Source organism: Cytobacillus sp. QJM3NY_8, assembly GCF_056173585.1.
The window spans coordinates 1,216,456-1,238,389 of sequence record NZ_CM149681.1; the positions used below are offsets into that span (position 1 = coordinate 1,216,456).

Here is a 21,934-nt window from a genome sequence, read left to right on the forward strand (position 1 = left end):
CTCTTTTTCTATGCCATTTTTATGAAAAATTCTAATTTTTCCTCAGTCCAACAATATGCAAAGAGTAAAATTCAAATGCAGAGAAACTGTTCAGTCCGGCTGACTTACTGTTATATTGCACGAAAAATTAAGCAAAGTCCTCTGCTTTCTCTCATATGTATTGAATAGGAGAGGAGTGAGATGCGTGAGGGACCAGCTTCAGGAGCTGTTAATAAAAAGAGTGCAGCAGTGCGTTTCCCATTCAAGAAGTTCAATTCATACCTGCCCTAAGATTGAAAAGAAGAAAGAATCTCTTACCGCCCGGTCCGGTGAGATTGTTAAAGCCCAGGCAACCGGAAAAGTGATCAAGGTCGGCGGGGAGAAGGATGACGTGAAGCAGGTTGAATACAGAGTTCACTTTAGATATTTAATTAAGCAAAAAGGCGTGTTCTATATGGAAGAAGAAATTGAAGAGCGAACAGCCGACTTTTATAAAGGAGTGTTCGTCGAGGATCGGGAGAAAAACCCTTTTAATGAGATTCAAAAAGATGAAGCGTCTCCAGACCATGAATATGGAGAGGAAGAAAGGCTTGTATATGAGTATGACCGCATGAAAGCAGTGCAGTATGCAGAAAAATGGTGGAACAGCTATAATCCGGCTTATAAAAAATTTGAAGTGGATTGCACCAATTATATTTCACAGTGCCTTCATGTAGGCGGCGGCCCGATGAGAGGGTATCCTAACCGCGGAAAAGGATGGTGGATGAGAAGCGGAAATTGGAGCTACAGCTGGACGGTAGCGAATTCATTGCGATGGTATCTGCCGAGTTCGAATTCGGGGTTAAGAGCGGAGGAAGTCTCCAGTCCGGATCAGCTCTTAATTGGAGATGTTATTTGCTATGATTTTCAGGGAGACGGGCGATTTGACCATACAACGATCGTGACGGGAAAAGATGCCTCAGGAATGCCCCTGGTCAATGCCCATACTTATAACAGCCGAATGCGTTATTGGGCTTATGAAGATTCAACAGCCTATACACCGAATATTAAATATAAATTTTTGTCTATAACTGATGACCAGTAATTTGTAAGGTGATTTCAAAATGATATAATAACACATGCAGATTTAATTTAGAGGTGAAAAAAGTGGGGTTGCATGTAGTATTATATCAGCCGGAAATTCCGGCCAACACTGGTAATATAGCCCGTACTTGTGCGGCTACTGATACGACATTGCATCTGATCCGGCCGCTTGGCTTCTCGACAGATGATAAAATGCTGAAGCGTGCAGGCTTGGATTATTGGCAATTTGTAAAGATCGTCTATCATGAATCATTGGACGATTTCTTTAATAGCAGCGAAGGCGGTGAATACTTCTACTTAACGAAGTATGGCACCAAGCCGCATTCCACTTTCGATTACAGCAATGTCGGGAAGGATTATTATTTTATTTTCGGCAAAGAAACGACGGGCCTTCCGAAGAATATCATTGAAATCAACAAAGAACGCGCATTAAGGGTTCCAATGAACGATAAAGTCCGTTCGCTTAACTTATCCAACACTGCAGCCATTCTTGTTTATGAAGCACTGCGGCAGCAGGATTACTTGCATTTAAAATAGGAAACAGCTGGCCTGGTATTTTTCGGGCCTTTTCCTTTGGAGAATACTTTCCTTTCTGGGTAAAATGAAAAAGTATATATGGAAAGGATGAGTTGTGATGAATGAAGTGATCAATTTGCTGATGGACCATCGCTCCGTGCGGAATTTTGAAGATAGGCCTCTGTCCAAAGAACAGATAGAAACGATTGTACTTTCTGCTCAAGCTGCGTCCACCTCAAGTTTTGTTCAAGCCTATTCAATAATCGGTATTACCGATAAAGTGAAGAAAGCGAAACTTGCTGAATTTGCAGGCAACCAGAATTATGTAGCAGAAAATGGCCACTTTTTCGTATTTTGTGCTGATCTGCATCGTCATGAAGTAATGGGACAAATGGAAAATATCAATGTAATTCCCTCCATTGAAAGCACAGAGAAATTTATGGTGGCTGTCATTGATGCAGCATTGGCTGCACAGAATGCTGCGGTTGCTGCTGAATCGCTGGGATTGGGAATATGCTATATTGGCGGAATAAGAAACAATCTTGAAGGTGTAGCTGAACTTTTAAAAACACCGGATCGCGTAATTCCTTTGTTTGGACTGGCTGTTGGCTATCCTTCCAAAAAGAACGATAAAAAGCCAAGGCTTCCTCTTCAGCACATATACCATGAAAATGAATATAAGCAGGATGAAACTGCCTACCGCGAAGAGCTGGAAGTGTATAATAAAATCATTTCCGAGTACTATGATGAGCGTACGGGCGGCAAGCGGAATGACACGTGGACTGGTCAAATCGCCGGCATGCTTGAAAAGCAGACACGAATGTATATGAAGGATTTTGTACAGAAGAAAAAGATGGATTTGAGGTAGGGCTATAACCAAGAGCCTGTGTTCGAAATAAGAGAAAAGCTGCTGAATGATCAGCAGCTTATTTTTTGCTTACGCCTGGCTTGTCATCATAACCAGCAGCGAAAATAGCAGCAAGGAAAGCAACCATTACACCGATAATAATAATTGTACCCATGTATATGTAATCCTCCTTTAGCGGTATATCAATAGGCAAGCTTGTAAATATAAGCTTATTATAGCCCAAAAATGAATAACTGTGAATGAAAAGTATGGAGTTTTTTTTACAGTTAGATCCCGCAGCAAAGTGTTCCTTATAATTAATCCCCATAAAAAGTACAAACCAAACTCTCAATAGTTTACGCATGTTCGATTGCCGGGGCGCATAGAGTATATTAATCGTCTCTGATAATGCGACAGGGGGAGGTCCTTATGGATATTCTAAAAAAAATTGAGATGTACAGACACGAGGAAGAAAAGCTTAAATGGGAAGGGACTTTTGGAGAGTATTTAGAAATTGTTAAAGAGAAGCCATGGGTTGCCCAGTCAGCACATTCACGGGTATATAATATGATTAAGGATGCCGGTGTCGAAGAAGTGAAGGGGCAAAAAAGATATCAATTTTTCAGCAATCAGCTCTTTGGATTAGAAGAAGCATTGGAAAGGCTGGTAGAAGAGTATTTCCATCCTGCTGCCAAACGCCTCGATGTCCGCAAAAGGATTCTTTTATTAATGGGGCCGGTCAGCGGCGGTAAATCAACTTTAGTGACAATGCTAAAGAGAGGTTTAGAGCAATATTCTCACGCTGATAGGGGAGCGGTCTATGCTATTAAGGGCTGTCCAATGCATGAAGATCCGCTTCATTTAATCCCGCATCACCTCCGTAAAGACTTTCATGATGAATATGGAATAAGAATTGAAGGAAACCTCTCGCCATTGAATAGTATGCGTCTCGAACAGGAGTATGGCGGCCGTATAGAAGATGTTTTAATTGAAAGAATCATTTTCTCAGAAGACCGCAGGGTGGGAATTGGAACTTTCAGCCCATCAGATCCAAAATCCCAGGATATTGCTGATCTGACTGGAAGCATTGACTTTTCAACCATTGCTGAATATGGTTCAGAATCAGATCCTCGTGCCTATCGTTTCGATGGGGAACTAAATAAAGCAAACCGAGGGATGATGGAATTCCAAGAAATGCTGAAGTGCGACGAGAAATTTTTATGGCATTTATTGTCCCTGACTCAGGAAGGCAACTTTAAAGCAGGGCGCTTCGCCTTGATATCAGCGGATGAGCTAATTGTTGCTCACACGAATGAAACAGAGTACCGTTCATTCATTTCTAATAAAAAGAATGAAGCTCTGCACTCAAGGATTATCGTTATGCCAATCCCATATAATTTAAAGGTTTCAGAGGAAGAGAAGATTTACGATAAAATGATCCGAGAAAGCGATGTTTCCAATGTGCACATTGCACCTCATACCCTGAGGGTTGCAGCGATGTTTACGATTTTAACCCGCATGAAGGATCCGAAAAAAGGCGATATAGATTTAGTTAAGAAAATGCGTTTGTATGATGGAGAGAGCGTTGAAGGCTATAACAGGGCTGATGTGGAGGAATTGAAAAAAGAGCATGCAGATGAAGGCATGAGCGGTATTGACCCGCGTTATGTTATCAACAGGATCTCTTCTACAATCATCCGTAAAAATATTACGAGCATCAATGCGCTGGATGTATTACGGTCGCTTAAAGAAGGGTTGGATCAGCATCCATCCATTACTCCAGAACTGAAGGAAAGATACCTGAACTTTATTTCTCTGGCCCGCAAAGAATATGATGATATTGCGAAGAAAGAAGTACAAAAGGCATTTGTTTACTCTTATGAAGAATCTGCAAAAACGCTTATGGAAAACTATCTTGATAATGTTGAAGCATACTGCAATAAAGCGAAGCTTCGCGACCCATTAACCGGTGAGGAAATCAGTCCGGATGAAAAACTGATGCGCTCAATCGAAGAGCAGATCGGCATCTCCGAGAATGCGAAGAAAGCATTCAGGGAGGAAATCCTCATCCGCATCTCAGCTTACGCAAGAAAAGGCAAGCGCTTTGACTATAATTCGCATGACCGTCTGCGTGAAGCTATCCAGAAGAAGCTTTTCGCTGACCTGAAAGATGTCGTGAAGATCACCACATCTTCAAAAACGCCTGATGAGCAGCAGCTGAAGAAGGTGAATGAAGTTGTAGCAAGATTAATTGACGAACATGGCTATAACTCAACATCAGCAAACGAACTGCTCCGCTATGTTGGAAGCTTGCTGAATCGTTAAAAAAAAGCCTGGCAGGATAGCTGCCAGGCTTTTTTTTGCGGATGAATAAGGAGCTGAATTAGGAGGGGCGCAAATAAGTTCAGGAGCAATCATGGCAGAAGAGAACGCGATAAAGAATAGGGAAGGCGTAATGACATGGGTTACAGCACAAAAATCAAAAATCAGCTGGATATCGGCGTAATTATGATACTAGAGGCAATAAAGAATGAGGAAGGCGCAAATAACACGGGTTACAGCGCAAAAATCAAATGTATCAGCGCAAATAATTGAAGAAGCGTCGCAATCAAGAAAAAGTCAGAATCGGAAAGCAAACCGCAAAATGAATTAAAAATGATAGATTCCAGGAAAAATACCCCATATAAAAAAAGAGGCCCGAAAGCCCCTTCATCTATTTTTCTCTATATTTTGTGCAGCTTCTTTCTTTTTTTTCTGGCATTCAGGACAAATTGGCTTGTTTTCAAGATAAACTGTCCGATCATACAGTGATAATTCACCACACCAGCCGCAGCAAAGGATTTCGCTCATAAAAACCCCCCCCTTTTAGTATAATCCTATTTTCGCTTGGCCATTTTTATGCAGCAGATTCTGCCTAAAAGTTTAGATACGCCCAATTGGGGGTATAAATACAGCAGAGGTGATATTCATGAAAAAGAAAGAATTAGATAAGAATTATACACCGAGAAACAGCTCAATGGCAGAAAATATTGAAGAAATGGAAAACCTGGGAAAGCAGATGGAAAATTTGCGGACCAATAAAGAATTAAAAGAGGATTATGATAAATATCCCGATCCCATTCAGCATAAAAACAAGGACAAGAACCTTCGCTAAAAGCGGAGGTTCATTTTTGTTTAATTAGGCAAATCCCCATATTAAAAAATGGGCTTGTCTAAAAGATGATGCGAATGTCTTATTGTCAAAATTATTTGTAAATTATTTTGTCTTCTCGCATATGATAGAGTAATAAACATTTCTTTGTATTGGTGCATTAATAATTAATTTGCTGCCAGGAAATGAGTCTATGAAAAGAAGGCAGACTGCTGAATTGGGGATGTTTCATCATTTTTTGACACTCGCGATATTGTATGTTGGAAAGCTGTAATGTGTGAAATTTAATTTAAAAGGAGGGGTTAACATGACGAATGTCAATAACCATCAGTTTGTGATTTCCCAAGAAGATTGGTCCCTCCATCGCAAAGGCTATGATGACCAGCAGCGTCATCAGGATAAAGTCCAGGAAGCAATCCGCAACAATTTGCCTGATTTAATAACGGAAGAAAACATTGTAATGTCGAATGGGCGGGAAGTAGTGAAGATTCCAATTCGCTCTTTGGATGAATACAAAATCCGTTATAACTATGATAAAAACAAACATGTCGGCCAAGGCGATGGAGATAGCCAGATTGGAGATGTAGTGGCACGTGACGGATCCGGCAGCCAGAAAGGACCCGGAAAAGGGCAAGGGGCAGGCGACCAGGCAGGCGAGGATTATTTTGAAGCAGAAGTATCATTGATGGAAATTGAAGAAGCTTTATTTAAACAATTGGAATTGCCTAATTTAAAAAGAAAAGAGCAGGATGAAAATCTGGTAGAGGACATTGAATTTAATGATATCAGAAAGACTGGATTAATGGGCAATATTGATAAGAAACGGACCATGATGTCGGCATTCAAGCGGAATGCAATGAATGGAAAGGCAGCTTTCCACCCAATTTATAAGGAAGATTTGAAGTTCAAGACCTGGAATGAAATTGTAAAGCCTGATTCAAAGGCTGTCGTGCTTGCAATGATGGATACGAGCGGATCGATGGGGATTTGGGAAAAGTATATGGCCAGAAGCTTTTTCTTCTGGATGACCCGGTTCCTGAGGACCAAATATGAGACAGTCGAGATAGAATTTATTGCCCATCATACTGAAGCAAAGGTGGTCTCAGAAGAGGACTTCTTCTCAAAAGGAGAAAGCGGGGGAACCATTTGTTCATCTGCCTACCGTAAAGCGCTTGAACTGATTGATGTCAAATACGACCCGCGCAAATATAACATTTACCCTTTCCACTTCTCAGACGGTGATAACCTGACCTCTGACAATGCCCGCTGTGTTAAGCTGGTGGAAGAACTTATGAAGGTGTCCAATATGTTCGGGTACGGTGAGGTCAACCAGTATAACCGCCACTCGACCTTGATGTCAGCCTATAAAAATATTAAAAATGAGGATTTCCGCTATTATATCCTTAAGCAAAAAGCAGATGTATTCCATGCGATGAAGAGTTTCTTCAAACAGGAGGAAGATAAGAAGAAGTATGCTTAAGAGAGGGGAACCTCTCTTTTTTATTCGGGAAAAAAGACCCCACACGGGGGGCCCTTTGCTATTTGTGCCTTTCCTTTGTAAGCCGATTATCCCAGTTTAATTCAGCACTGGTTTTCACAACTTCAGACTTTGGTGAAACATGAACACGAGTGAATTCCTGATTATCGGCAGCACATGAGCTACCGGATTTATCTGCCAGTGTTTTGATATCTGTTTCATGGACAACTTCCCGTGCTGAAGCGCTTTCGAGGTACCCTTCTGAGTTTTCAGCACTGACCCTCTGATTGCCTTTCTGGGTAGTGGGATAGTTTCCGTAGTAATCCGCGATTAAGACATATTTTCCATCAAACACCATGCTTGCGTATTTATCCAGGTCATGTTCATCAAACCGTATACCATCTTTTTTATCAGGATCCATTCCTGAACTTGTGGCTGGATCTTCTCCCATAAAAAGGGCTTTCACTGAATCAAGAAAGCGCTGATTGCCGAGCTCCTGGGATCCGACTATTCGCAAGTTCACTCCATGATTGTCTGCAAAGCTTTCAAGATTCGCTCCATCTTTTGAAACAATCACCAGGTTGTCTTTCTGATACCCGTTTGACTCTGCCCCTTCAATAGCTTCTCGTAGCTCTTCCTGTGTAGCATACCCGCCTATTAATATATTTTTCTTCATATTTTCACTCCTCATGTCATATTATATTTTCTATTTCCCCTGATTTGCAGGAGGAGAAACTTTCTTTTTCTTTTGAAGGGCGGACAGTTAGACTGTCCTGTATCATTACATGGTACAAGCCGTATGAATTAATAAAACACAGTAAATACAGTATGATAAAGATGTAGCCAATAAATTGGAATTGCTGCTGGAGGTGGGGTATATGGAGATTGAAAAACTGGCTAAAAGGTTAAGTAACAGGACCCCAGTCATTTTAGGGAGTGAGCGATTTTCGAAATTCGCTATTTTGCTTCCGCTTGTAGAGATAAATAAGGAAACACATGTCCTTTTTGAGGTGCGTTCACTTACAATGAGAAGGCAGCCTGGGGAGGTCTGTTTCCCCGGCGGAAGAATAGATCCGGAAGACAGGGATGAGGAGCATACGGCCATCCGTGAGACCTCAGAGGAACTCGGCGTAAGCGAAGACAGCATCACAGATGTGTCCCCGCTGGATTACATGATTTCCTTCGGACAAATTATTTACCCTTATGCAGGCATTATCCATAATCCTGACCAGATCGTGCCAAACCCTGACGAAGTAGAAGAAGTTTTTACCGTGCCTCTTTCCTTTCTAAAAAAAGTAAAGCCGGAAACGTATCACGTGAATTTTAAAGTAGAGCCCGAAGAAAATTTTCCTTTTGACTTGATTGCCGGAGGTGAAAATTACAATTGGCAGACAAGGAAAGTAGAAGAAGTATTTTACTTTTTTGAGGATAAGGTTATTTGGGGGCTCACTGCCAGAATTCTTAAGCATTTTCTTGAAATCATTATTGAAGATTTCGAGGAAAATGAAAGCGGTTGAAGAAAAAAATTTCAAAAAAGGTTGACGAAGTCCTTATAAATGTTTATGATTCATATAAATTGAATACTTAGAAACTTCTTATCAAGAGAGGCGGAGGGACTGACCCTATGAAGCCTCGGCAACCAGCATTTATGCACGGTGCCAAATTCAGAGGAATACATTTTCCGAAGATAAGAAGGCGGAATGAACGGAATGTAAATTCAAACCCCTTCTTGTCTGTAATAGACGGAAGGGGTTTTTTGTTTTTATAGGTATCTGCTCTTTAAATATTAACCAGGGGGAATGAGAAATGTCAGCGTTAACTATTGGGCTATTGGGGTTTGGAACAGTTGGAAAAGGAGTGTATGAAACGATCAGCAAACATCAGGGAAGGCTTCAGGCGATATTCGGGAAAGAAGTGAAGGTCTCAGCAATACTTGTCAAAAATGTAAGTAAGCATTCTGTGCCTGATGATGAGGTGCTTTTAACTGATGATTTTCAAGAAATTATTGAGCTTCCCAAGCTTGATGTCGTAATTGATGCCATTGTTGACAGGGAGCCAGGCTATACGTATTTGCGCCAGGCAATATTGAGAGGATGCCATGTCATTACTGCAAATAAGGAGATGTTTGCATTCCATGGAAGTGAGCTTGCGAGGCTCGCAAAAGAACATAATGTATCATTAGGATTTGAAGCAACAGTCGGAGGCGGAATCCCAATAATTCAGACTATCAAGCAGCTGCTGAATGCGAACAAGATTGAACGGATCGAAGGTATATTAAATGGCACGTCCAATTTCATTTTGACAAGTATGCGCGAAGAGAACTTATCATTTGAAGAAGCACTGAAAATAGCTCAGGAAAAAGGATATGCAGAAGCCGATCCCAAAAACGATATCGAGGGATATGACGCTTTTTTCAAAGCGGTTGTTCTGAGTGAGCTGGTGTTCGGGAAAGCACCGGCGCAGGAAACATCTGTTAGAGAAGGCATTACTGACATTACAATTGAACAAATCCGTATGGCTGACTCCCTGGGACTGAAATTTAAACATGTAGCATCGATTGAGAGGGAAAAAGATGATATCCGCTGTACTGTAAAACCGGTCCTGACAGCGGAGGCACATCCCTTGTACAGAGTAGAAGGAGTGCAAAATGCAGTTTCAATTGATGCGGATATAGTCGGGAATATCAGCCTGCAGGGTCCTGGAGCCGGCATGTTTCCGACAGCCAGCGCAATTATTGAAGATTTGATTCATGTAGGCAGAACCGATATTCCTTCAGTCTTTGAGGAAGGCAAGTCGGAAGGGACTGTTCTTGACGAGCCAGTTTGGATTATTTGGGGTGATGCTAATGCAGGATTGCCTGAGGGATGTGAAATAATCAGTAAAGTGTCAAAAGATGTCTTCATCTTTAAGGCATCATTGGAAGCTGTGTCATTATTAGATACATCAGATTTTAAGGCTTATCAGGTGCTTGGAGACTATGCTCCGGCTGTAAAGGAAAATAAACAGGTACAGACGGTATAACCTGAAAACATAATGAAAAAACAGGAGGGGCAAGCTTATGAGCTGCCCCTCCTGAAGTATGTTTAGAGATGGTGGATGTTATCGCAGTCTAACGGGCAGTAAGCCTCCTTCTTCAAGACTCAGAGGAATCGAAAGAGGATAAGTGGGAGTCCACTGCCCATAAAGGCCCGACCGCAGAACAAAGATTAAAAACGCCACGTCCTCCCAAAAGCTGCGCTTTCGGTCGTGCGATGTATCGCTGCCGTAGCTTTCCTTGTCCTATGGCAATGTCTTTGTAACATACTTCCGCCCAAAAGCTGTCGCATTTGGTCGTACGATGCTCATGCAGACGAAGCCTTCCTTGTCCTGTGGGCCTCAACTTATAATCAGTGGGGTATAAAGCCCCCGCTGATTGAAGTTTCACTTTATGCCTGCTGGTTTTTTAACAAAGGATTATTTAACCCAGAATAAAGGTCTTTTACATGGACCGTTACAATCTTAGCGCCAATCTGGACATGGACCATATTATCAAAAACAGCTGTTACCAGGCCGTTTAATGAAACATTAGCACCAATATTTAGATCTTTGTTGGGAGTTTTAACATTTTTTTTGTCTGCCATCGTAACACCATCCCATTCGGTTTTATTGAACTTATACATAGAATATTGCCTTTTTATAGTAAAATAAACGCTTTAATAAAAAAAGTCCAGTAATATAGCTCGTTTTTTTATCGACAAATTTTATTGGTGCCAGGTACCTGTCGAATTTTCTTTATATAAATAATTAAGTATTCATTTCCGAAATTAAATACAGCCGAAAAAACAATCCTTGGAGGGAATGACACAATTTGTGCTATCCGATTTTGGATCTAATTGACAGGAGTGAAATTTAGACAAAGAGGGTATTAATAGTCCGTAAAAATACGGTTTCAGAAAAGGATGAATAACGGAATATGAATATGCCTCTTGCAATTGGGCTCATTTTTATTGCCCTTTATATAACTGCAATAATCGGGATTAAAATCTTAAGAATTCCCGATATCGTTATTTATATTATTTTAGGAGCAGGCATCGGTATTTTTGGATTTTACAAAGAGGCGAAAGTAATTGAAGCTGCAGGTGAAATTGGCTTAATTCTGCTATTCTTTCTGCTTGGCACAAAATTCTCTGTGCGAGAATTAAGGAATAACGGAAGGAAGGTCTGGAAATCCGGGCTATTGGATGTTTTTTTGGGAGTGGGAGTGACTGCGGGAATTGCCTATGCAGCAGGTCAAAATATGTTTGTCTCTTTATTGATAGGCGGAATCGTATATGCAACCAGTTCTTCAATTACTGTTAAGCTGCTGGAATCAAAGAATCGCCTTGAAGATAAAGACTCTGAATATATTCTATCTCTTCTGATTTTTGAAGACCTCGCTGCCCCGATTCTTGTGACCGTTCTGATTGGGCTGAGCGGTGGAAATAGTTTCTCCGCTCCAGACTTTCTGTTTATTTTTCTGAAGGTATCTCTCCTTGCTGGCGCTGCAGTTTGGATGAGCAGAATAGTTCTTCATAAAGCCCAGCATTGGATGAAGAAAGTTGCTCATGAAGATTCCTTTTTGATTCTTGTTCTTGGAGTTGCGATTACCTATGGAGGATTTGCAGTATTTCTGGGGCTATCAGAGGTTATTGGCGCATTTCTTGCCGGCATCATACTTGCCGGAACGGAGGTGAAAGAAAAAACAGAGGAAGTTGTACTTCCCGTCAGGAATCTGTTTCTCCCATTTTTCTTCTTGAATTTCGGGCTTTCGCTTGAGTTTAATGAAGAAATTCCTTCTCTGGGTCTTCTGGTTATTATTGTTACCTGGTCCATCATTCACAAGCTTGCTGCAGGATATTTTGGAGGGCAATGGTATGGCCTATCGAAACAGGAAGCTCTAAAGGCGGGATTATCATTATCATCAAGGGGAGAATTCTCTGTAATTATTGCCGGATTGGCCACAGGAGGCCTTAAAGTATTTGCAGGGGCTTATATCCTGATTGCAGCTTTGGTCGGCATGCTGCTGTTTCAGTTATCATCCTGGATCCATTCACGGGTGCAGAAGAATTCCGGTTAATAGCATAAAAATTTCCGGAAAATCTCTTCTTTTGAAGAGTTTTTCCGGTTTGCTGTTTATTAATTTCTTCCTTCCTCTTACTTCCTGTTCCGTGAAACATAAGGATTTTCAGCAATCCAAAATCTCCAGGGATAATTCCGCGCATCACCGGAATTATCAATTCCGATTCGTTTTCCGCGTGTGACTTTCCCGGGAGGAATTCCTTTAGCAATCATAAGAGGAGGGCTTGTAAAACGCCGCCCATAATCATCTATTGTAATATTGAGAGCTTTGGTTAATTTACCAGGTCCATTAGTTAGGTTCTTAAGATCATCCATTTTTCGTCTTTTCTTCATTAAATCAAGGCCGTCTACAGGTTCAATTCCCCTGATCAATACAGCTTCAGGCTTTTCCTTTGGGCCGCTCACAACATTAACCAAACAATGGGTATGCATCACATACGTGTAGACAAATCCGGGTTCATTGAACATGATTTCGGTCCGCTTTGTTCTCCTGTTCCCAAAGCTGTGAGCTGCCCTGTCTTCCGGGCCCATATATGCTTCTGTCTCAACGATATAGCCTGAGGCGATGCCCTCTTCCGTTTCTTTGATCAATAAGCAGCCCAGCAGTGCTTCCGCCAATAGTAGTGTCGGCTGCTGAAAGAAGTCTTCTGGCAGTGGGGCATATGGTTTTATATCTTTCAAGATCAATCTCTCCAAACAGTATGTTATTAGTGTTGCAGCATCGTGTCTTATGTTTTTACCCTCTGCTATTTTTTCATAACCATACCTGCAGTATAATAGCAAAGGGAAATACTATACAGGATGTGGGCATTGATGAATAAAAATATCGGTTTTATCGGATGTGGAAAAATGGCTCAGGCCATAATTGGAGGAATACTCAAATCCAATCTGGTAAATCCAAGCCAGATTATTGCTTCAGCAAGAACGGAGAAGACGCTTGACGATGTAAAAAGCAGGTGGAATATACAAACACGCCTTTCCAATATTGGAGCAGCGGAAGAAGCGGATATAGTGTTTTTGGCTATTGAGCCTGATGCACATGGGGAAGTTATTGATGAGATTAAAGATAGCGTCCGTTCCGATGCCATCATTATAACCATTGCGGCCGGCATTAGTCTAACCTTTCTGGAACAGTCATTTGGCCGGAAAGTTAGAGCAATTCGAATCATGCCTAATACGCCATCATTAGTAGGAGAAGGAATGAGCGTCCTTTCAGCTAATGAATCAGTATCTCCAGATGATATGGAGGAAGTGGAAAAAATATTTTCATGCATTGGAAGAGCAGCTTTTATGGAAGAAAAGATGATGGATGCGATTCCTGCTATAAGCGGTTCTTCTCCAGCTTACGTCTATATGTTCATTGAAGCATTGGCAGATGGCGGTGTAAAAGCAGGATTGCCCCGTGAACAGTCTTATCAGCTCGCAGCACAGGCTGTTTTGGGGGCTGCCAAGATGGTGCTGGAAACAGGTCTGCATCCAGCGGAATTAAAGGATGAGGTCTGTACTCCAGGTGGGGCAACGATTGAAGCAGTTGCCGAGCTGGAGAGAAAAGGGTTCCGTGCAGCGGTAATGAGTGCAATGGATCAATGTTTTGAAAAAACAAAGGCTCTTTCAGGGAAAAACAATTAAACAAGATTTATTATCCTAAACCCGGCAGTTATACAACTGCCGGGTTATCTAATGGTTCGTGAAATTTAGGTGCAAATCAAAAGGAAAAATACTGAACATTTCATGGCAGAATGGAATATATAATAAGAAAATTTAAATTTTAATTCCGACTTGACTCATAGGAATACATGTATTATAGTAAGTCATTATGAGAACATCTTTTGGGGAGGATTCAGTCCGATGAGTACAGGACTATTAGTTTTAAATATTGCCATTATGCTTCTGCTTGTAGGCGTATTATTCTTTATGCAAAAAAAGCATATTTCATTCTCAAAGCGTGTGTTTACAGCGCTTGGATTAGGGATTTTGTTTGGTTTCGCCCTTCAGCTGATTTACGGACCGGGTGCTGAGATCATTGCCAAATCTGCAGACTGGTTCAATTTAATAGGCGGGGGTTATGTCAAATTCCTGCAAATGATCGTAATGCCATTAGTCTTCATTTCCATTTTAGGAGCTTTTACTAAGCTTAAATTAACAAATAATATAGGGAAAATCAGTGTGCTTATCCTTGGTCTGCTTGTAGGTACAACTGCAGTTGCTGCCGCTATAGGGATTGCAACAGCTGTCGGTTTCGACTTGGAGGCAGTCCAAATCAGCGGAGGCGATGCAGAGACAGCCCGCGGCGAACAGCTGGAAGAAACCTATCAGGGTATTGAAGGAAGAACATTCCCACAGCAGATGCTTGATCTTCTTCCGGCAAACCCATTTCTTGATTTTACAGGAGCAAGACCTACATCCACCATTTCAGTTGTAATATTTGCAGCCTTTTTAGGAATTGCATACCTGGGTGTCAGACGGAAATCACCCGAGCAGGCTGAGCTTTTCGCAAAAATTGTGGATGCGTTCTATGCAATTATTATGCGTGTTGTAACATTAATTCTGCGCTTGACTCCGTACGGAGTGTTGGCCATCATGACGAAAACAGTGGCCATGAGTGATTTCGACTCCATTTTAAACTTAGGGAAATTTGTTATAGCTTCTTATGTGGCACTTGCCATTATGTTCCTGATTCACCTGCTGCTTTTAACATTGAGCGGTTTAAATCCAATTACCTATATGAAAAAAGCATTTCCTGTATTAACATTTGCCTTTACATCTAGAACAAGTGCCGGTGCATTGCCATTGAACATTAAAACACAAAAGTCACTGGGTGTTCCTGAAGGAATTGCCAACTTTGCAGGGTCATTTGGTCTTTCCATCGGCCAAAATGGATGTGCTGGAATCTATCCGGCAATGCTGGCGGTAATGATTGCTCCGACTGTAGGCATTAACCCGCTGTCACCAGGATTTATTTTTACCGTCATTCTCATTGTAGCGATCAGCTCCTTTGGTGTGGCAGGGGTCGGCGGCGGTGCGACGTTCGCAGCGATCCTGGTATTATCTGCCCTTGACCTGCCAGTTGCACTGGCCGGCTTGCTGATCTCAATTGAACCGCTGATAGACATGGGACGCACAGCTGTTAACGTCAGCGGATCCATGACCTCCGGCATCTTAACGAGCCGTATCACCGGTGAAATTGATGGAAATCTTTATAGCGACATGAATGAAAAAATAGAAGCAGAAGCATAAGCATAAGAAAAGCGACAGGTGCCGGGCACCTGTCGCTTTTTTCATTTAACGATATTCTGCTCTTTTCTTATAACTGTTAACGATGTCATGGCGCCTACAAATATGATGGTTAAAAACGAGTACAGGAATTTTTCAATACCGACAATTTTTAAACCGCTTAAAATGACCAATCCATCAATTGCAAATATCAAAGCGCCGATATTAATAGGGAGGAGCTTTGTCATTAGCTGTGCCAGCAGGTCTGTTCCCCCTGTGCTGGTTTCATAGCGGAGCATAAGGCCTATCCCAAAACCAACCAGGCAGCCGCCTAAAATCGAGCTGGGCAATATGGAAAGATTAAAATGTCCTCGCATAGCAGAAAGCAAATCAATAATGAAGGATGAAATCAGGAGGCCGTGCAGACTATAGAAAAAATATTTCTTCTCATAAAACCAGGCAAGTACATATAATGGAATGCTTAAGACAATCATACTTAATCCAGTGGGAAGCTCGTAATAATAATGGAGGATCAGCCCTATGCCAATAATGCCCCCATCAAGCAAATGGTGGGGGACAAGGAAGCCGTTAATGCCTATGCCTAATAATAAACTTCCCATTAAAGTTGCAAACAGCTTTTCATACATAAGCTATCACCCTAACTTGTCCAATTGTATACTTATAGAATATGAATGGTCAGGTATTAAATAGAAGCGGTAAAAAACAAAAAAGCTTGTCCGATTTGGACAAGCTTTTGTTATAAGGCGCTTCCGCTTTTCTTTTTAGTGCGGCAGGAAAGCAAGCTGATAAAAGAATAGCACTGCAAATAAATAAACCAGCGGATGAACTTCTCTCCATTTGCCTTTTACCACTTTCATAAGCGGATAAGCGATGAATCCAAGCGCAATTCCTGTTGCAATGCTGGATGTCAGCGGCATGCTTAAGATGATCAGGAATGCAGGGAATGCTTCATCAAGTTCATTCCACTTAATATGTGAAATGCTGCCCATCATCAGGCTTCCAACGATAATCAGGGCTGGTGCAGTAATAGCGGCAAGACCTGACACCGCACTGACAAGCGGTCCGAAGAAAGCTGATAGCAGGAACAAACCTGCAACAGTCAAGGTTGTTAATCCTGTTCTTCCGCCGGCTGACACACCTGTGGAAGATTCAATATAAGCTGAAGTCGGGCTTGTACCAAACATGGCGCCGATTGAAGTAGCAATGGAATCTGACAAAAGCGCCTCACGAGCTCTAGGCATCGTTTTGCCTTTCATTAATCCCGCCTGCTGGGCAACGCCGATCATCGTTCCAGTCGTATCAAAAATCGTTACAAGCAGAAAGGAGAAAACTACTGCGTATAAACTATGCTGGATAATATCTCCAATTGCTTCGAATGGATTTAAAATGATGATTCCATCCGGAAGCGAAGGCAGTGAAACAAATCCTTGGTCAAAAGAGAGCTGGCCGGTAAAGAAGGCTATCAGAGCTGTGAGAATCATTCCGAAAAATAAAGCCCCATTAATCCCGAGAGTCATGAGGATTAAAGTCACAGCAAGGCCGACCAGAGCAAGAATGGATTGGGGAGAATGCAAATCCCCTAGTGCAACAAGATTTGTTGGGTGGCTTGTAATCAGCCCTGTTAGCCGCAAGCCGATAAATGCAATAAATAAGCCGATTCCGGCAGTAATTCCGTGCTTTAAATTATCTGGTATCGCAATGATCAGTTTTTCCCGGAAAGGGGTAAGCGACAATATAATGAAAATAATCCCTGCAATAAATACTGCTGAGAATGCTGTCATGTAATCAATATTTCCATGTGTGCCGACTACGGAGTAGGCAAAATAGGCGTTCAGGCCCATTCCAGGTGCGATGGCAATCGGATAATTGGCGAACAGTGCCATCCAAAGAGTACCTGCAACGGTTGCGATAATGGTTGCAGAAAAGACTTGCTCAAAAGGTACACCTGCATCAGATAATATGACAGGATTAACGACCACAATATACACCATAGTCAGGAAAGTGGTGATGCCTGCCAGAATTTCGGTCTTTACGTTTGTTTGATTTTCTTTCAGTTTGAACATATAAAGTCCCCCATAAACTAAAACTTCTTTCAGGTTGTATGTGTTATCAATAAATACGAACGTTTAGAAAGCACAAATAATATAATATTCGTTTTTGGTTTAGATTTCAAGACCTTAATTTTATTATTCTATATATTGGCGGTTTCATCCTTATATAAAGAAAAAAGCTTCGATACGGAAACTTGCTTTCCGTGAAACAGCCATTATATACAAATGGTTGATTATTAATGGATTATGCTTATACACTAGTGTCAAACGATGACGAAATGGGGTTGGCCTATGTTTGCAAATCTTAAATCAATGAACTTGAGTCAGCAGGCCGAATATTTAACAAAGGCCCTTGTGAAGATGAAGAGCTACAACCATTCAGATGGAGAAAGGCATAAAGCTGACTTTCTAAAAGAAATAATACATTCGTATCCATCTTTTAATGATAATGATAATTTAGTATGGACTCAGGAAATACCTGGTGATGAATTGGGCCGCAAGAATGTGTTTGCTTTCCTCAAGGGGCGTTCCGGAGGCAAAAGGACTATTCTATATCTGGCGCATTTAGACACGGTCGGCACGGAGGATTTTGGCCCGATTCAGGGCATGGCCCATGATCCGGATAAGCTCCAGGAGTTCTTTGTACAATATGGCTCTGATCCGGAAGTGCAGGAAGATGCCCTGTCTGAGGAGTGGCTTTTTGGCAGAGGGGCATTGGATATGCAGAGCGGAATTGCTGTCCATCTGGCCAATCTTCTGTTTTTCTCGGAAAATCCCGACGAATTGAATGGCAATTTGCTCGTCATGTTCAATGCTGATGAAGAGGGCGAGCATAAAGGAAGCAGAGCCGCCCTAGCCGAATTGCTAAGGCTGAAAGAAAAAATGGGCCTGGAATACTTGGCTGCAATTAATAATGATTTTATCTCGCCATTGTATGATGGGGACACGACAAAGTATATATACACCGGTACAGCAGGAAAAATCTTGCCGTGTTTCTCCATTTTCGGAAGGGAGACCCATGCAGGCGAAAGTCTGGCAGGGATTGATCCAACATTAATTGCTGCAGAGCTGACTGCCCGTATAAGCCAGAATTTTCAGCTGACTGAGAAGCTTGAAGGAGAGCTGGTGCTTCCTCCAAGCTGTTTATATATGAGAGATGATAAAAAACGCTATGACGTTCAGACGGCTGTCGGCTGCCGAGTTTACTTCAATTACTTTTTCTATGAAAAACCGCTGAAGCAGCTTTCGAAAGAACTTGGGATGATTGCCGAAGATGCAGCCATCGCAGTAGAGCACCGGCTGAAAGGTGCCTATAAAGATTTTCGGACTGTAAATAAGCTGCCGGAAAGACAGCTGGACTGGGGAACAGAAGTCACGGCTCTAGATGATTTTCTTGTATATCTTGAACAGAAGGGCATAGATACAGTGAGTGTTATGGAAGAAGCGAGGAAGCAAAGTTCTCTTAAAGAAACCGATGCCAGAATGATTGCCTTTGATATTGTAGAAGCTTTGCACCAATCAGACCCTGAAAAGAAACCTAGAGTGGTTTTATTTTATGGAACACCTTTTCTTCCTGCCAACACAGTTGATGTGAATACAGAAAGAGGGGTCTTTTTGAAAGATTGCCTGGAGGAAGTGCTTGCTGAAGAGGCTAAGAAAACAGGTGAGGCATTCAAGGTCCGCAAATATTTTCCCTACTTATCTGATGGAAGCTTCCTGTCTTTTGACGGCTCGGATGAAGATATACAATCTCTTAAAAAGAACTTTCCTGCCATAAAAAACCTTTTTCCAATTCCATTAAAGGCAATGAGGGATTTAAATATTCCTGTCATTAACCTTGGAGTTTATGGGAAGGCTGGCCATAAGTGGACTGAACGGGTCTATAAACCATATACTTTTGAAGTTTTGCCTGAGATTATCCGAAAGGTTACAAGAAGAATACTTCAAAAGCCGGGAAGCTAGTTCCCGGCTTGCTTCAAAAATAGTAACTTTAATATAGCAGTAACGTCTAATGTAAGGGGAAAGAATTCAGGAGGCGGTGGCAGAATGATAAAGGCTGTAATTTTTGATTTTGATGGAACCATTGTAGACACAGAATCTTTATGGTATGAGGTTTTTAAACAAATCCTGTCAGAAGATTATGGATTTGAGCTTGGGCTGGAGGATTTTGCGAAGGGGATTGGCACTACAGATGATATTCTATTTAATTATATTGACAGTAAATTAGGTATTCAAATTAATCGTGAATCTGTTCAGGAGAAAACAGAAAAAGCATTCCAGATTCAGAGGGATATTTTAATTCTGAGGGAAGGGATTCAGGACCTAATAGAAAAGTGCATTGAAAAAGGCCTTAAGCTTGGAGTCGCATCCAGCTCTGGCAGGGAATGGGTTAAGCATTATTTAGACCATTTTGGAATTGAGGGTCATTTTCAAACTATCAAAACAAAAGAAGATGTTGAAAAAGTAAAGCCTGACCCGGCTCTTTACATAAAAGCACTTGAAGAAATGGGCGTCGAGCCTGAAGAAAGTCTGGCCATTGAAGATTCCGTAAATGGATCAATCGCAGCTGTTCAGGCAGGAATGCACTGTGCGGCTGTTCCAAATGATGTTACGCACTTTCTTTCCTTCCATGAAAAGGTTATGAGGTATAAGGCTTTTTCTGAGATACCTATTGATGAACTGATAATGGGGCAAGGCGAGAGTTAATAAAAGGAGCGGGCTAAGCCAGCTCCTTTTATTTATATTAGAAAATGGCATTCAAAATTAAATAAACAAGGCCAGCTAAAGTTGCCGATATCGGCAAGGTGATTACCCATGTAATAAGCATTCTCTGGGCTGTTCCCCATTTTACTCCTTTAAGCCTGTGGGCAGAACCTACACCCAGGATGGAAGAGGAGATAACATGAGTAGTACTGACTGGCAAGTGGATAAATGTTGCGCCAAAAATGATCATTGCACCTGTTAAATCTGCTGCCACTCCATTTATCGGCCGGATTTTCATGATTTTTCCACCGACCGTTTTGATAATTTTCCAGCCTCCGATGGAAGTCCCAAGACCCATAGCTAATGCACAGGAAAACTGTACCCAAAATGGAATATCAGTTGAAGTGACATAGTTGTTTGCGATAAGCGCCATTGTAATAATACCCATAGCTTTTTGCGCGTCATTTGTTCCATGTGTATATGATTGCAGAGCGGCTGTGAAAATTTGAAACAGCCTGAAGTTCCGGTTTGTTTTTGTAAGGTTGTTGTGTTTAAAGACAATCTTGAATATGCTGTAAACGATAAAACCGACTGCAAAGGCAATTAACGGCGAAAAGATAAGTGCTTGAAGGATTTTTAAAAATCCCTGATAATTTAAAGCTGAAAATCCAGCTGCCGCAATCGCAGCACCGGCAATCGACCCTATGATCGCATGGGAAGAGCTGCTAGGGATGCCATAATACCAAGTCAGCAGGTTCCAGAATATCGCAGCAACTAAAGCGGCCAGAATGACAAGTGAACCATTCTGCAAAGTAAATGGGTCCACTATATCCTTTGTTATGGTTTTGGCCACCCCAGTAAATGTCATGGCACCAACAAAGTTCATGACGGCAGCCAATAGGATGGCATGCCTTGGTTTAAGAGCCTTAGTGGAGACAGAGGTAGCTATTGCGTTTGCCGTATCATGAAATCCATTGATAAAATCAAATGCCAGAGCTCCAATGACAATTAAGATTGTAATAATAAATACTGCATCCATTGTAATCGCCCCTTAAGCATTTTTCATGATGATGGTTTCAAGCGTATTGGCGACATTCTGGCAGCTGTCAGCAATATCTTCCAGAGTTTCATAAATTTCTTTATACTGAATAATCCGGATAGGATCTTTTTCAGTAGCAAAAAGATGCTTGATTGATTGACGGCGGACTCCATCACATTTGGATTCGTAATCTTTAATTTTGATTGCATGCTCCCTGATCTGCAGTAATTTCTTAGTTGAAAGAAGTTCCACGCATTTTTCAATTTCAATTGCACAATTCTTAATTGCATCCACAAACTTCAGCATAAACTCATCAGCTTGTGTCATGGAATACATTTCAAATAAATCAGCACATTCTTCAAAACCATCGAGCACATCATCCATGCTCATAGCGAGGTGGAGGATATCTTCTCTTTCAATCGGTGTAATAAAAGCGTTATTTAATTCCTTAATGACTTCATGCACATAGGAATCGCCTTTTGTTTCATAATCCTTCATTGTTTTTGAAAAGGTTTTTAAATCACTGACATTGTTAATTTTATAGTCGGCAAAGTAAATTGCACTATCTTTTAAATTCACTGAAATATTGCTTAACAATGTGTTAAACTTGTCCTTCTTCTTAAAAACCATTTTTTTACCCCCAATTATTTTAGGAAAAATTCAATCAAACGTAATTATTTTATACGAAATCGACAAAATATGATAGTTTTTTTTATTACAGTAATATTCCCCAGTTTAATGAGAATAAACGAAGAGA

At 41.3% G+C, this 21,934-nt stretch carries 21 protein-coding genes and 1 riboswitch; of the genes, 13 read left to right on the forward strand and 8 right to left on the reverse strand.

All coding sequences use genetic code 11. The features are described 5' to 3' along the window. Window positions 1-184 precede the first annotated feature (184 nt). The 4 genes from AC0VZ9_RS06485 (at window position 185) to AC0VZ9_RS06500 (ending at window position 4,750) form a co-directional block, all read left to right on the forward strand. Window positions 185-1,063, forward strand: coding sequence for an amidase domain-containing protein (locus AC0VZ9_RS06485; RefSeq protein ID WP_019381358.1), 879 nt, complete (start codon window positions 185-187; stop codon window positions 1,061-1,063). Window positions 1,064-1,125: 62 nt separating this feature from the next. Further along, complete coding sequence (gene trmL, locus AC0VZ9_RS06490) at window positions 1,126-1,599, forward strand: tRNA (uridine(34)/cytosine(34)/5-carboxymethylaminomethyluridine(34)-2'-O)-methyltransferase TrmL (protein WP_019381359.1); 474 nt, start codon at window positions 1,126-1,128, stop codon at window positions 1,597-1,599. 97 nt (window positions 1,600-1,696) lie between these two features. Further along, window positions 1,697-2,446 carry an oxygen-insensitive NADPH nitroreductase gene (gene nfsA, locus AC0VZ9_RS06495; RefSeq protein ID WP_251175759.1) on the forward strand — a complete coding sequence of 250 codons (750 nt, stop codon included), beginning with the start codon at window positions 1,697-1,699 and terminating at the stop codon, window positions 2,444-2,446. A gap of 408 nt (window positions 2,447-2,854) precedes the next feature. Then, window positions 2,855-4,750, forward strand: a complete 1,896-nt coding sequence (locus AC0VZ9_RS06500) for a PrkA family serine protein kinase (protein ID WP_009331560.1) — start codon at window positions 2,855-2,857, stop codon at window positions 4,748-4,750. 384 nt (window positions 4,751-5,134) lie between these two features. On the opposite strand, the gene AC0VZ9_RS06505 is transcribed toward AC0VZ9_RS06500, so the two are convergent. Then, entirely contained in the window at window positions 5,135-5,275 is a 141-nt protein-coding gene (locus tag AC0VZ9_RS06505) for a hypothetical protein (protein WP_019381364.1), read from the reverse strand. A 118-nt stretch (window positions 5,276-5,393) separates the two neighbouring features. On the opposite strand from AC0VZ9_RS06505, the gene AC0VZ9_RS06510 reads away from it, so the two are divergent. Together AC0VZ9_RS06510 and yhbH are read left to right on the forward strand one after the other, a co-directional pair. Next, window positions 5,394-5,579, forward strand: a complete 186-nt coding sequence (locus AC0VZ9_RS06510) for a hypothetical protein (RefSeq protein WP_009331558.1) — start codon at window positions 5,394-5,396, stop codon at window positions 5,577-5,579. Between the two features lie 304 nt (window positions 5,580-5,883). Beyond that, window positions 5,884-7,056 carry a sporulation protein YhbH gene (gene yhbH, locus AC0VZ9_RS06515; RefSeq protein ID WP_009331556.1) on the forward strand — a complete coding sequence of 391 codons (1,173 nt, stop codon included), beginning with the start codon at window positions 5,884-5,886 and terminating at the stop codon, window positions 7,054-7,056. Between the two features lie 58 nt (window positions 7,057-7,114). On the opposite strand, the gene AC0VZ9_RS06520 is transcribed toward yhbH, so the two are convergent. Further along, complete coding sequence (locus AC0VZ9_RS06520; RefSeq protein WP_251263646.1) at window positions 7,115-7,729, reverse strand: general stress protein; 615 nt, start codon at window positions 7,727-7,729, stop codon at window positions 7,115-7,117. Between the two features lie 202 nt (window positions 7,730-7,931). Here AC0VZ9_RS06520 and AC0VZ9_RS06525 point away from each other — a divergent pair, with 202 nt between their 5' ends. Together AC0VZ9_RS06525 and AC0VZ9_RS06530 are read left to right on the forward strand one after the other, a co-directional pair. After that, complete coding sequence (locus AC0VZ9_RS06525) at window positions 7,932-8,570, forward strand: NUDIX hydrolase (RefSeq protein ID WP_251263647.1); 639 nt, start codon at window positions 7,932-7,934, stop codon at window positions 8,568-8,570. Between the two features lie 75 nt (window positions 8,571-8,645). After that, window positions 8,646-8,747: riboswitch (SAM riboswitch) on the forward strand. A gap of 112 nt (window positions 8,748-8,859) precedes the next feature. After that, window positions 8,860-10,074: a homoserine dehydrogenase gene (locus tag AC0VZ9_RS06530; protein ID WP_475397150.1), complete on the forward strand. Its 1,215-nt coding sequence runs from the start codon at window positions 8,860-8,862 to the stop codon at window positions 10,072-10,074. 404 nt (window positions 10,075-10,478) lie between these two features. On the opposite strand, the gene AC0VZ9_RS06535 is transcribed toward AC0VZ9_RS06530, so the two are convergent. Beyond that, on the reverse strand, window positions 10,479-10,673 hold the full coding sequence (locus AC0VZ9_RS06535) for a hypothetical protein (RefSeq protein WP_009331548.1): 195 nt from the start codon (window positions 10,671-10,673) through the stop codon (window positions 10,479-10,481). A gap of 332 nt (window positions 10,674-11,005) precedes the next feature. Here AC0VZ9_RS06535 and AC0VZ9_RS06540 point away from each other — a divergent pair, with 332 nt between their 5' ends. Continuing rightward, complete coding sequence (locus AC0VZ9_RS06540; RefSeq protein WP_475397151.1) at window positions 11,006-12,148, forward strand: cation:proton antiporter; 1,143 nt, start codon at window positions 11,006-11,008, stop codon at window positions 12,146-12,148. A 77-nt stretch (window positions 12,149-12,225) separates the two neighbouring features. Here the strand turns inward: AC0VZ9_RS06540 and AC0VZ9_RS06545 are convergent, their stop codons facing one another. Further along, entirely contained in the window at window positions 12,226-12,831 is a 606-nt protein-coding gene (locus AC0VZ9_RS06545; protein WP_009331544.1) for a DNA-3-methyladenine glycosylase, read from the reverse strand. A 132-nt stretch (window positions 12,832-12,963) separates the two neighbouring features. On the opposite strand from AC0VZ9_RS06545, the gene proC reads away from it, so the two are divergent. Then, window positions 12,964-13,779, forward strand: coding sequence for a pyrroline-5-carboxylate reductase (gene proC / locus AC0VZ9_RS06550; RefSeq protein ID WP_009331542.1), 816 nt, complete (start codon window positions 12,964-12,966; stop codon window positions 13,777-13,779). Window positions 13,780-13,998: 219 nt separating this feature from the next. Beyond that, a complete protein-coding gene (locus AC0VZ9_RS06555; protein ID WP_009331540.1) occupies window positions 13,999-15,387 on the forward strand; it encodes an L-cystine transporter in 1,389 nt (462 codons plus the stop codon). A gap of 41 nt (window positions 15,388-15,428) precedes the next feature. On the opposite strand, the gene AC0VZ9_RS06560 is transcribed toward AC0VZ9_RS06555, so the two are convergent. Both AC0VZ9_RS06560 and AC0VZ9_RS06565 read right to left on the reverse strand, forming a co-directional pair. Then, the gene (locus AC0VZ9_RS06560; RefSeq protein WP_009331538.1) at window positions 15,429-16,010 is read right to left on the reverse strand and encodes a YitT family protein; all 582 of its coding nucleotides are present in this window, start codon (window positions 16,008-16,010) and stop codon (window positions 15,429-15,431) included. Between the two features lie 135 nt (window positions 16,011-16,145). Next, complete coding sequence (locus tag AC0VZ9_RS06565; protein WP_009331536.1) at window positions 16,146-17,447, reverse strand: NCS2 family permease; 1,302 nt, start codon at window positions 17,445-17,447, stop codon at window positions 16,146-16,148. Window positions 17,448-17,726: 279 nt separating this feature from the next. On the opposite strand from AC0VZ9_RS06565, the gene AC0VZ9_RS06570 reads away from it, so the two are divergent. Beyond that, window positions 17,727-19,397 carry a M20 family metallopeptidase gene (locus tag AC0VZ9_RS06570; RefSeq protein ID WP_251263651.1) on the forward strand — a complete coding sequence of 557 codons (1,671 nt, stop codon included), beginning with the start codon at window positions 17,727-17,729 and terminating at the stop codon, window positions 19,395-19,397. 84 nt (window positions 19,398-19,481) lie between these two features. Next, window positions 19,482-20,141: an HAD family hydrolase gene (locus tag AC0VZ9_RS06575; RefSeq protein ID WP_475397152.1), complete on the forward strand. Its 660-nt coding sequence runs from the start codon at window positions 19,482-19,484 to the stop codon at window positions 20,139-20,141. A 37-nt stretch (window positions 20,142-20,178) separates the two neighbouring features. On the opposite strand, the gene AC0VZ9_RS06580 is transcribed toward AC0VZ9_RS06575, so the two are convergent. Both AC0VZ9_RS06580 and AC0VZ9_RS06585 read right to left on the reverse strand, forming a co-directional pair. After that, a complete protein-coding gene (locus AC0VZ9_RS06580; protein ID WP_009331531.1) occupies window positions 20,179-21,177 on the reverse strand; it encodes an inorganic phosphate transporter in 999 nt (332 codons plus the stop codon). Between the two features lie 12 nt (window positions 21,178-21,189). Further along, window positions 21,190-21,807, reverse strand: coding sequence for a DUF47 domain-containing protein (locus AC0VZ9_RS06585; protein WP_009331529.1), 618 nt, complete (start codon window positions 21,805-21,807; stop codon window positions 21,190-21,192). Window positions 21,808-21,934 lie beyond the last annotated feature (127 nt).

Bases quoted from the DNA above. Each gene is read 5' to 3' on its own strand.
- AC0VZ9_RS06530 (WP_475397150.1), top strand. From the start codon at position 8,860: ATGTCAGCGTTAACTATTGGGCTATTGGGGTTTGGAACAGTTGGAAAA.
- AC0VZ9_RS06585 (WP_009331529.1), bottom strand. From the start codon at position 21,807: ATGGTTTTTAAGAAGAAGGACAAGTTTAACACATTGTTAAGCAATATT.
- AC0VZ9_RS06575 (WP_475397152.1), top strand. From the start codon at position 19,482: ATGATAAAGGCTGTAATTTTTGATTTTGATGGAACCATTGTAGACACA.
- AC0VZ9_RS06525 (WP_251263647.1), top strand. From the start codon at position 7,932: ATGGAGATTGAAAAACTGGCTAAAAGGTTAAGTAACAGGACCCCAGTC.
- AC0VZ9_RS06535 (WP_009331548.1), bottom strand. From the start codon at position 10,673: ATGGCAGACAAAAAAAATGTTAAAACTCCCAACAAAGATCTAAATATT.
- nfsA (WP_251175759.1), top strand. From the start codon at position 1,697: ATGAATGAAGTGATCAATTTGCTGATGGACCATCGCTCCGTGCGGAAT.
- AC0VZ9_RS06560 (WP_009331538.1), bottom strand. From the start codon at position 16,010: ATGTATGAAAAGCTGTTTGCAACTTTAATGGGAAGTTTATTATTAGGC.
- AC0VZ9_RS06510 (WP_009331558.1), top strand. From the start codon at position 5,394: ATGAAAAAGAAAGAATTAGATAAGAATTATACACCGAGAAACAGCTCA.
- AC0VZ9_RS06570 (WP_251263651.1), top strand. From the start codon at position 17,727: ATGTTTGCAAATCTTAAATCAATGAACTTGAGTCAGCAGGCCGAATAT.
- proC (WP_009331542.1), top strand. From the start codon at position 12,964: ATGAATAAAAATATCGGTTTTATCGGATGTGGAAAAATGGCTCAGGCC.
- AC0VZ9_RS06565 (WP_009331536.1), bottom strand. From the start codon at position 17,447: ATGTTCAAACTGAAAGAAAATCAAACAAACGTAAAGACCGAAATTCTG.
- AC0VZ9_RS06505 (WP_019381364.1), bottom strand. From the start codon at position 5,275: ATGAGCGAAATCCTTTGCTGCGGCTGGTGTGGTGAATTATCACTGTAT.
- AC0VZ9_RS06540 (WP_475397151.1), top strand. From the start codon at position 11,006: ATGAATATGCCTCTTGCAATTGGGCTCATTTTTATTGCCCTTTATATA.
- yhbH (WP_009331556.1), top strand. From the start codon at position 5,884: ATGACGAATGTCAATAACCATCAGTTTGTGATTTCCCAAGAAGATTGG.
- AC0VZ9_RS06500 (WP_009331560.1), top strand. From the start codon at position 2,855: ATGGATATTCTAAAAAAAATTGAGATGTACAGACACGAGGAAGAAAAG.
- AC0VZ9_RS06555 (WP_009331540.1), top strand. From the start codon at position 13,999: ATGAGTACAGGACTATTAGTTTTAAATATTGCCATTATGCTTCTGCTT.
- AC0VZ9_RS06520 (WP_251263646.1), bottom strand. From the start codon at position 7,729: ATGAAGAAAAATATATTAATAGGCGGGTATGCTACACAGGAAGAGCTA.
- AC0VZ9_RS06580 (WP_009331531.1), bottom strand. From the start codon at position 21,177: ATGGATGCAGTATTTATTATTACAATCTTAATTGTCATTGGAGCTCTG.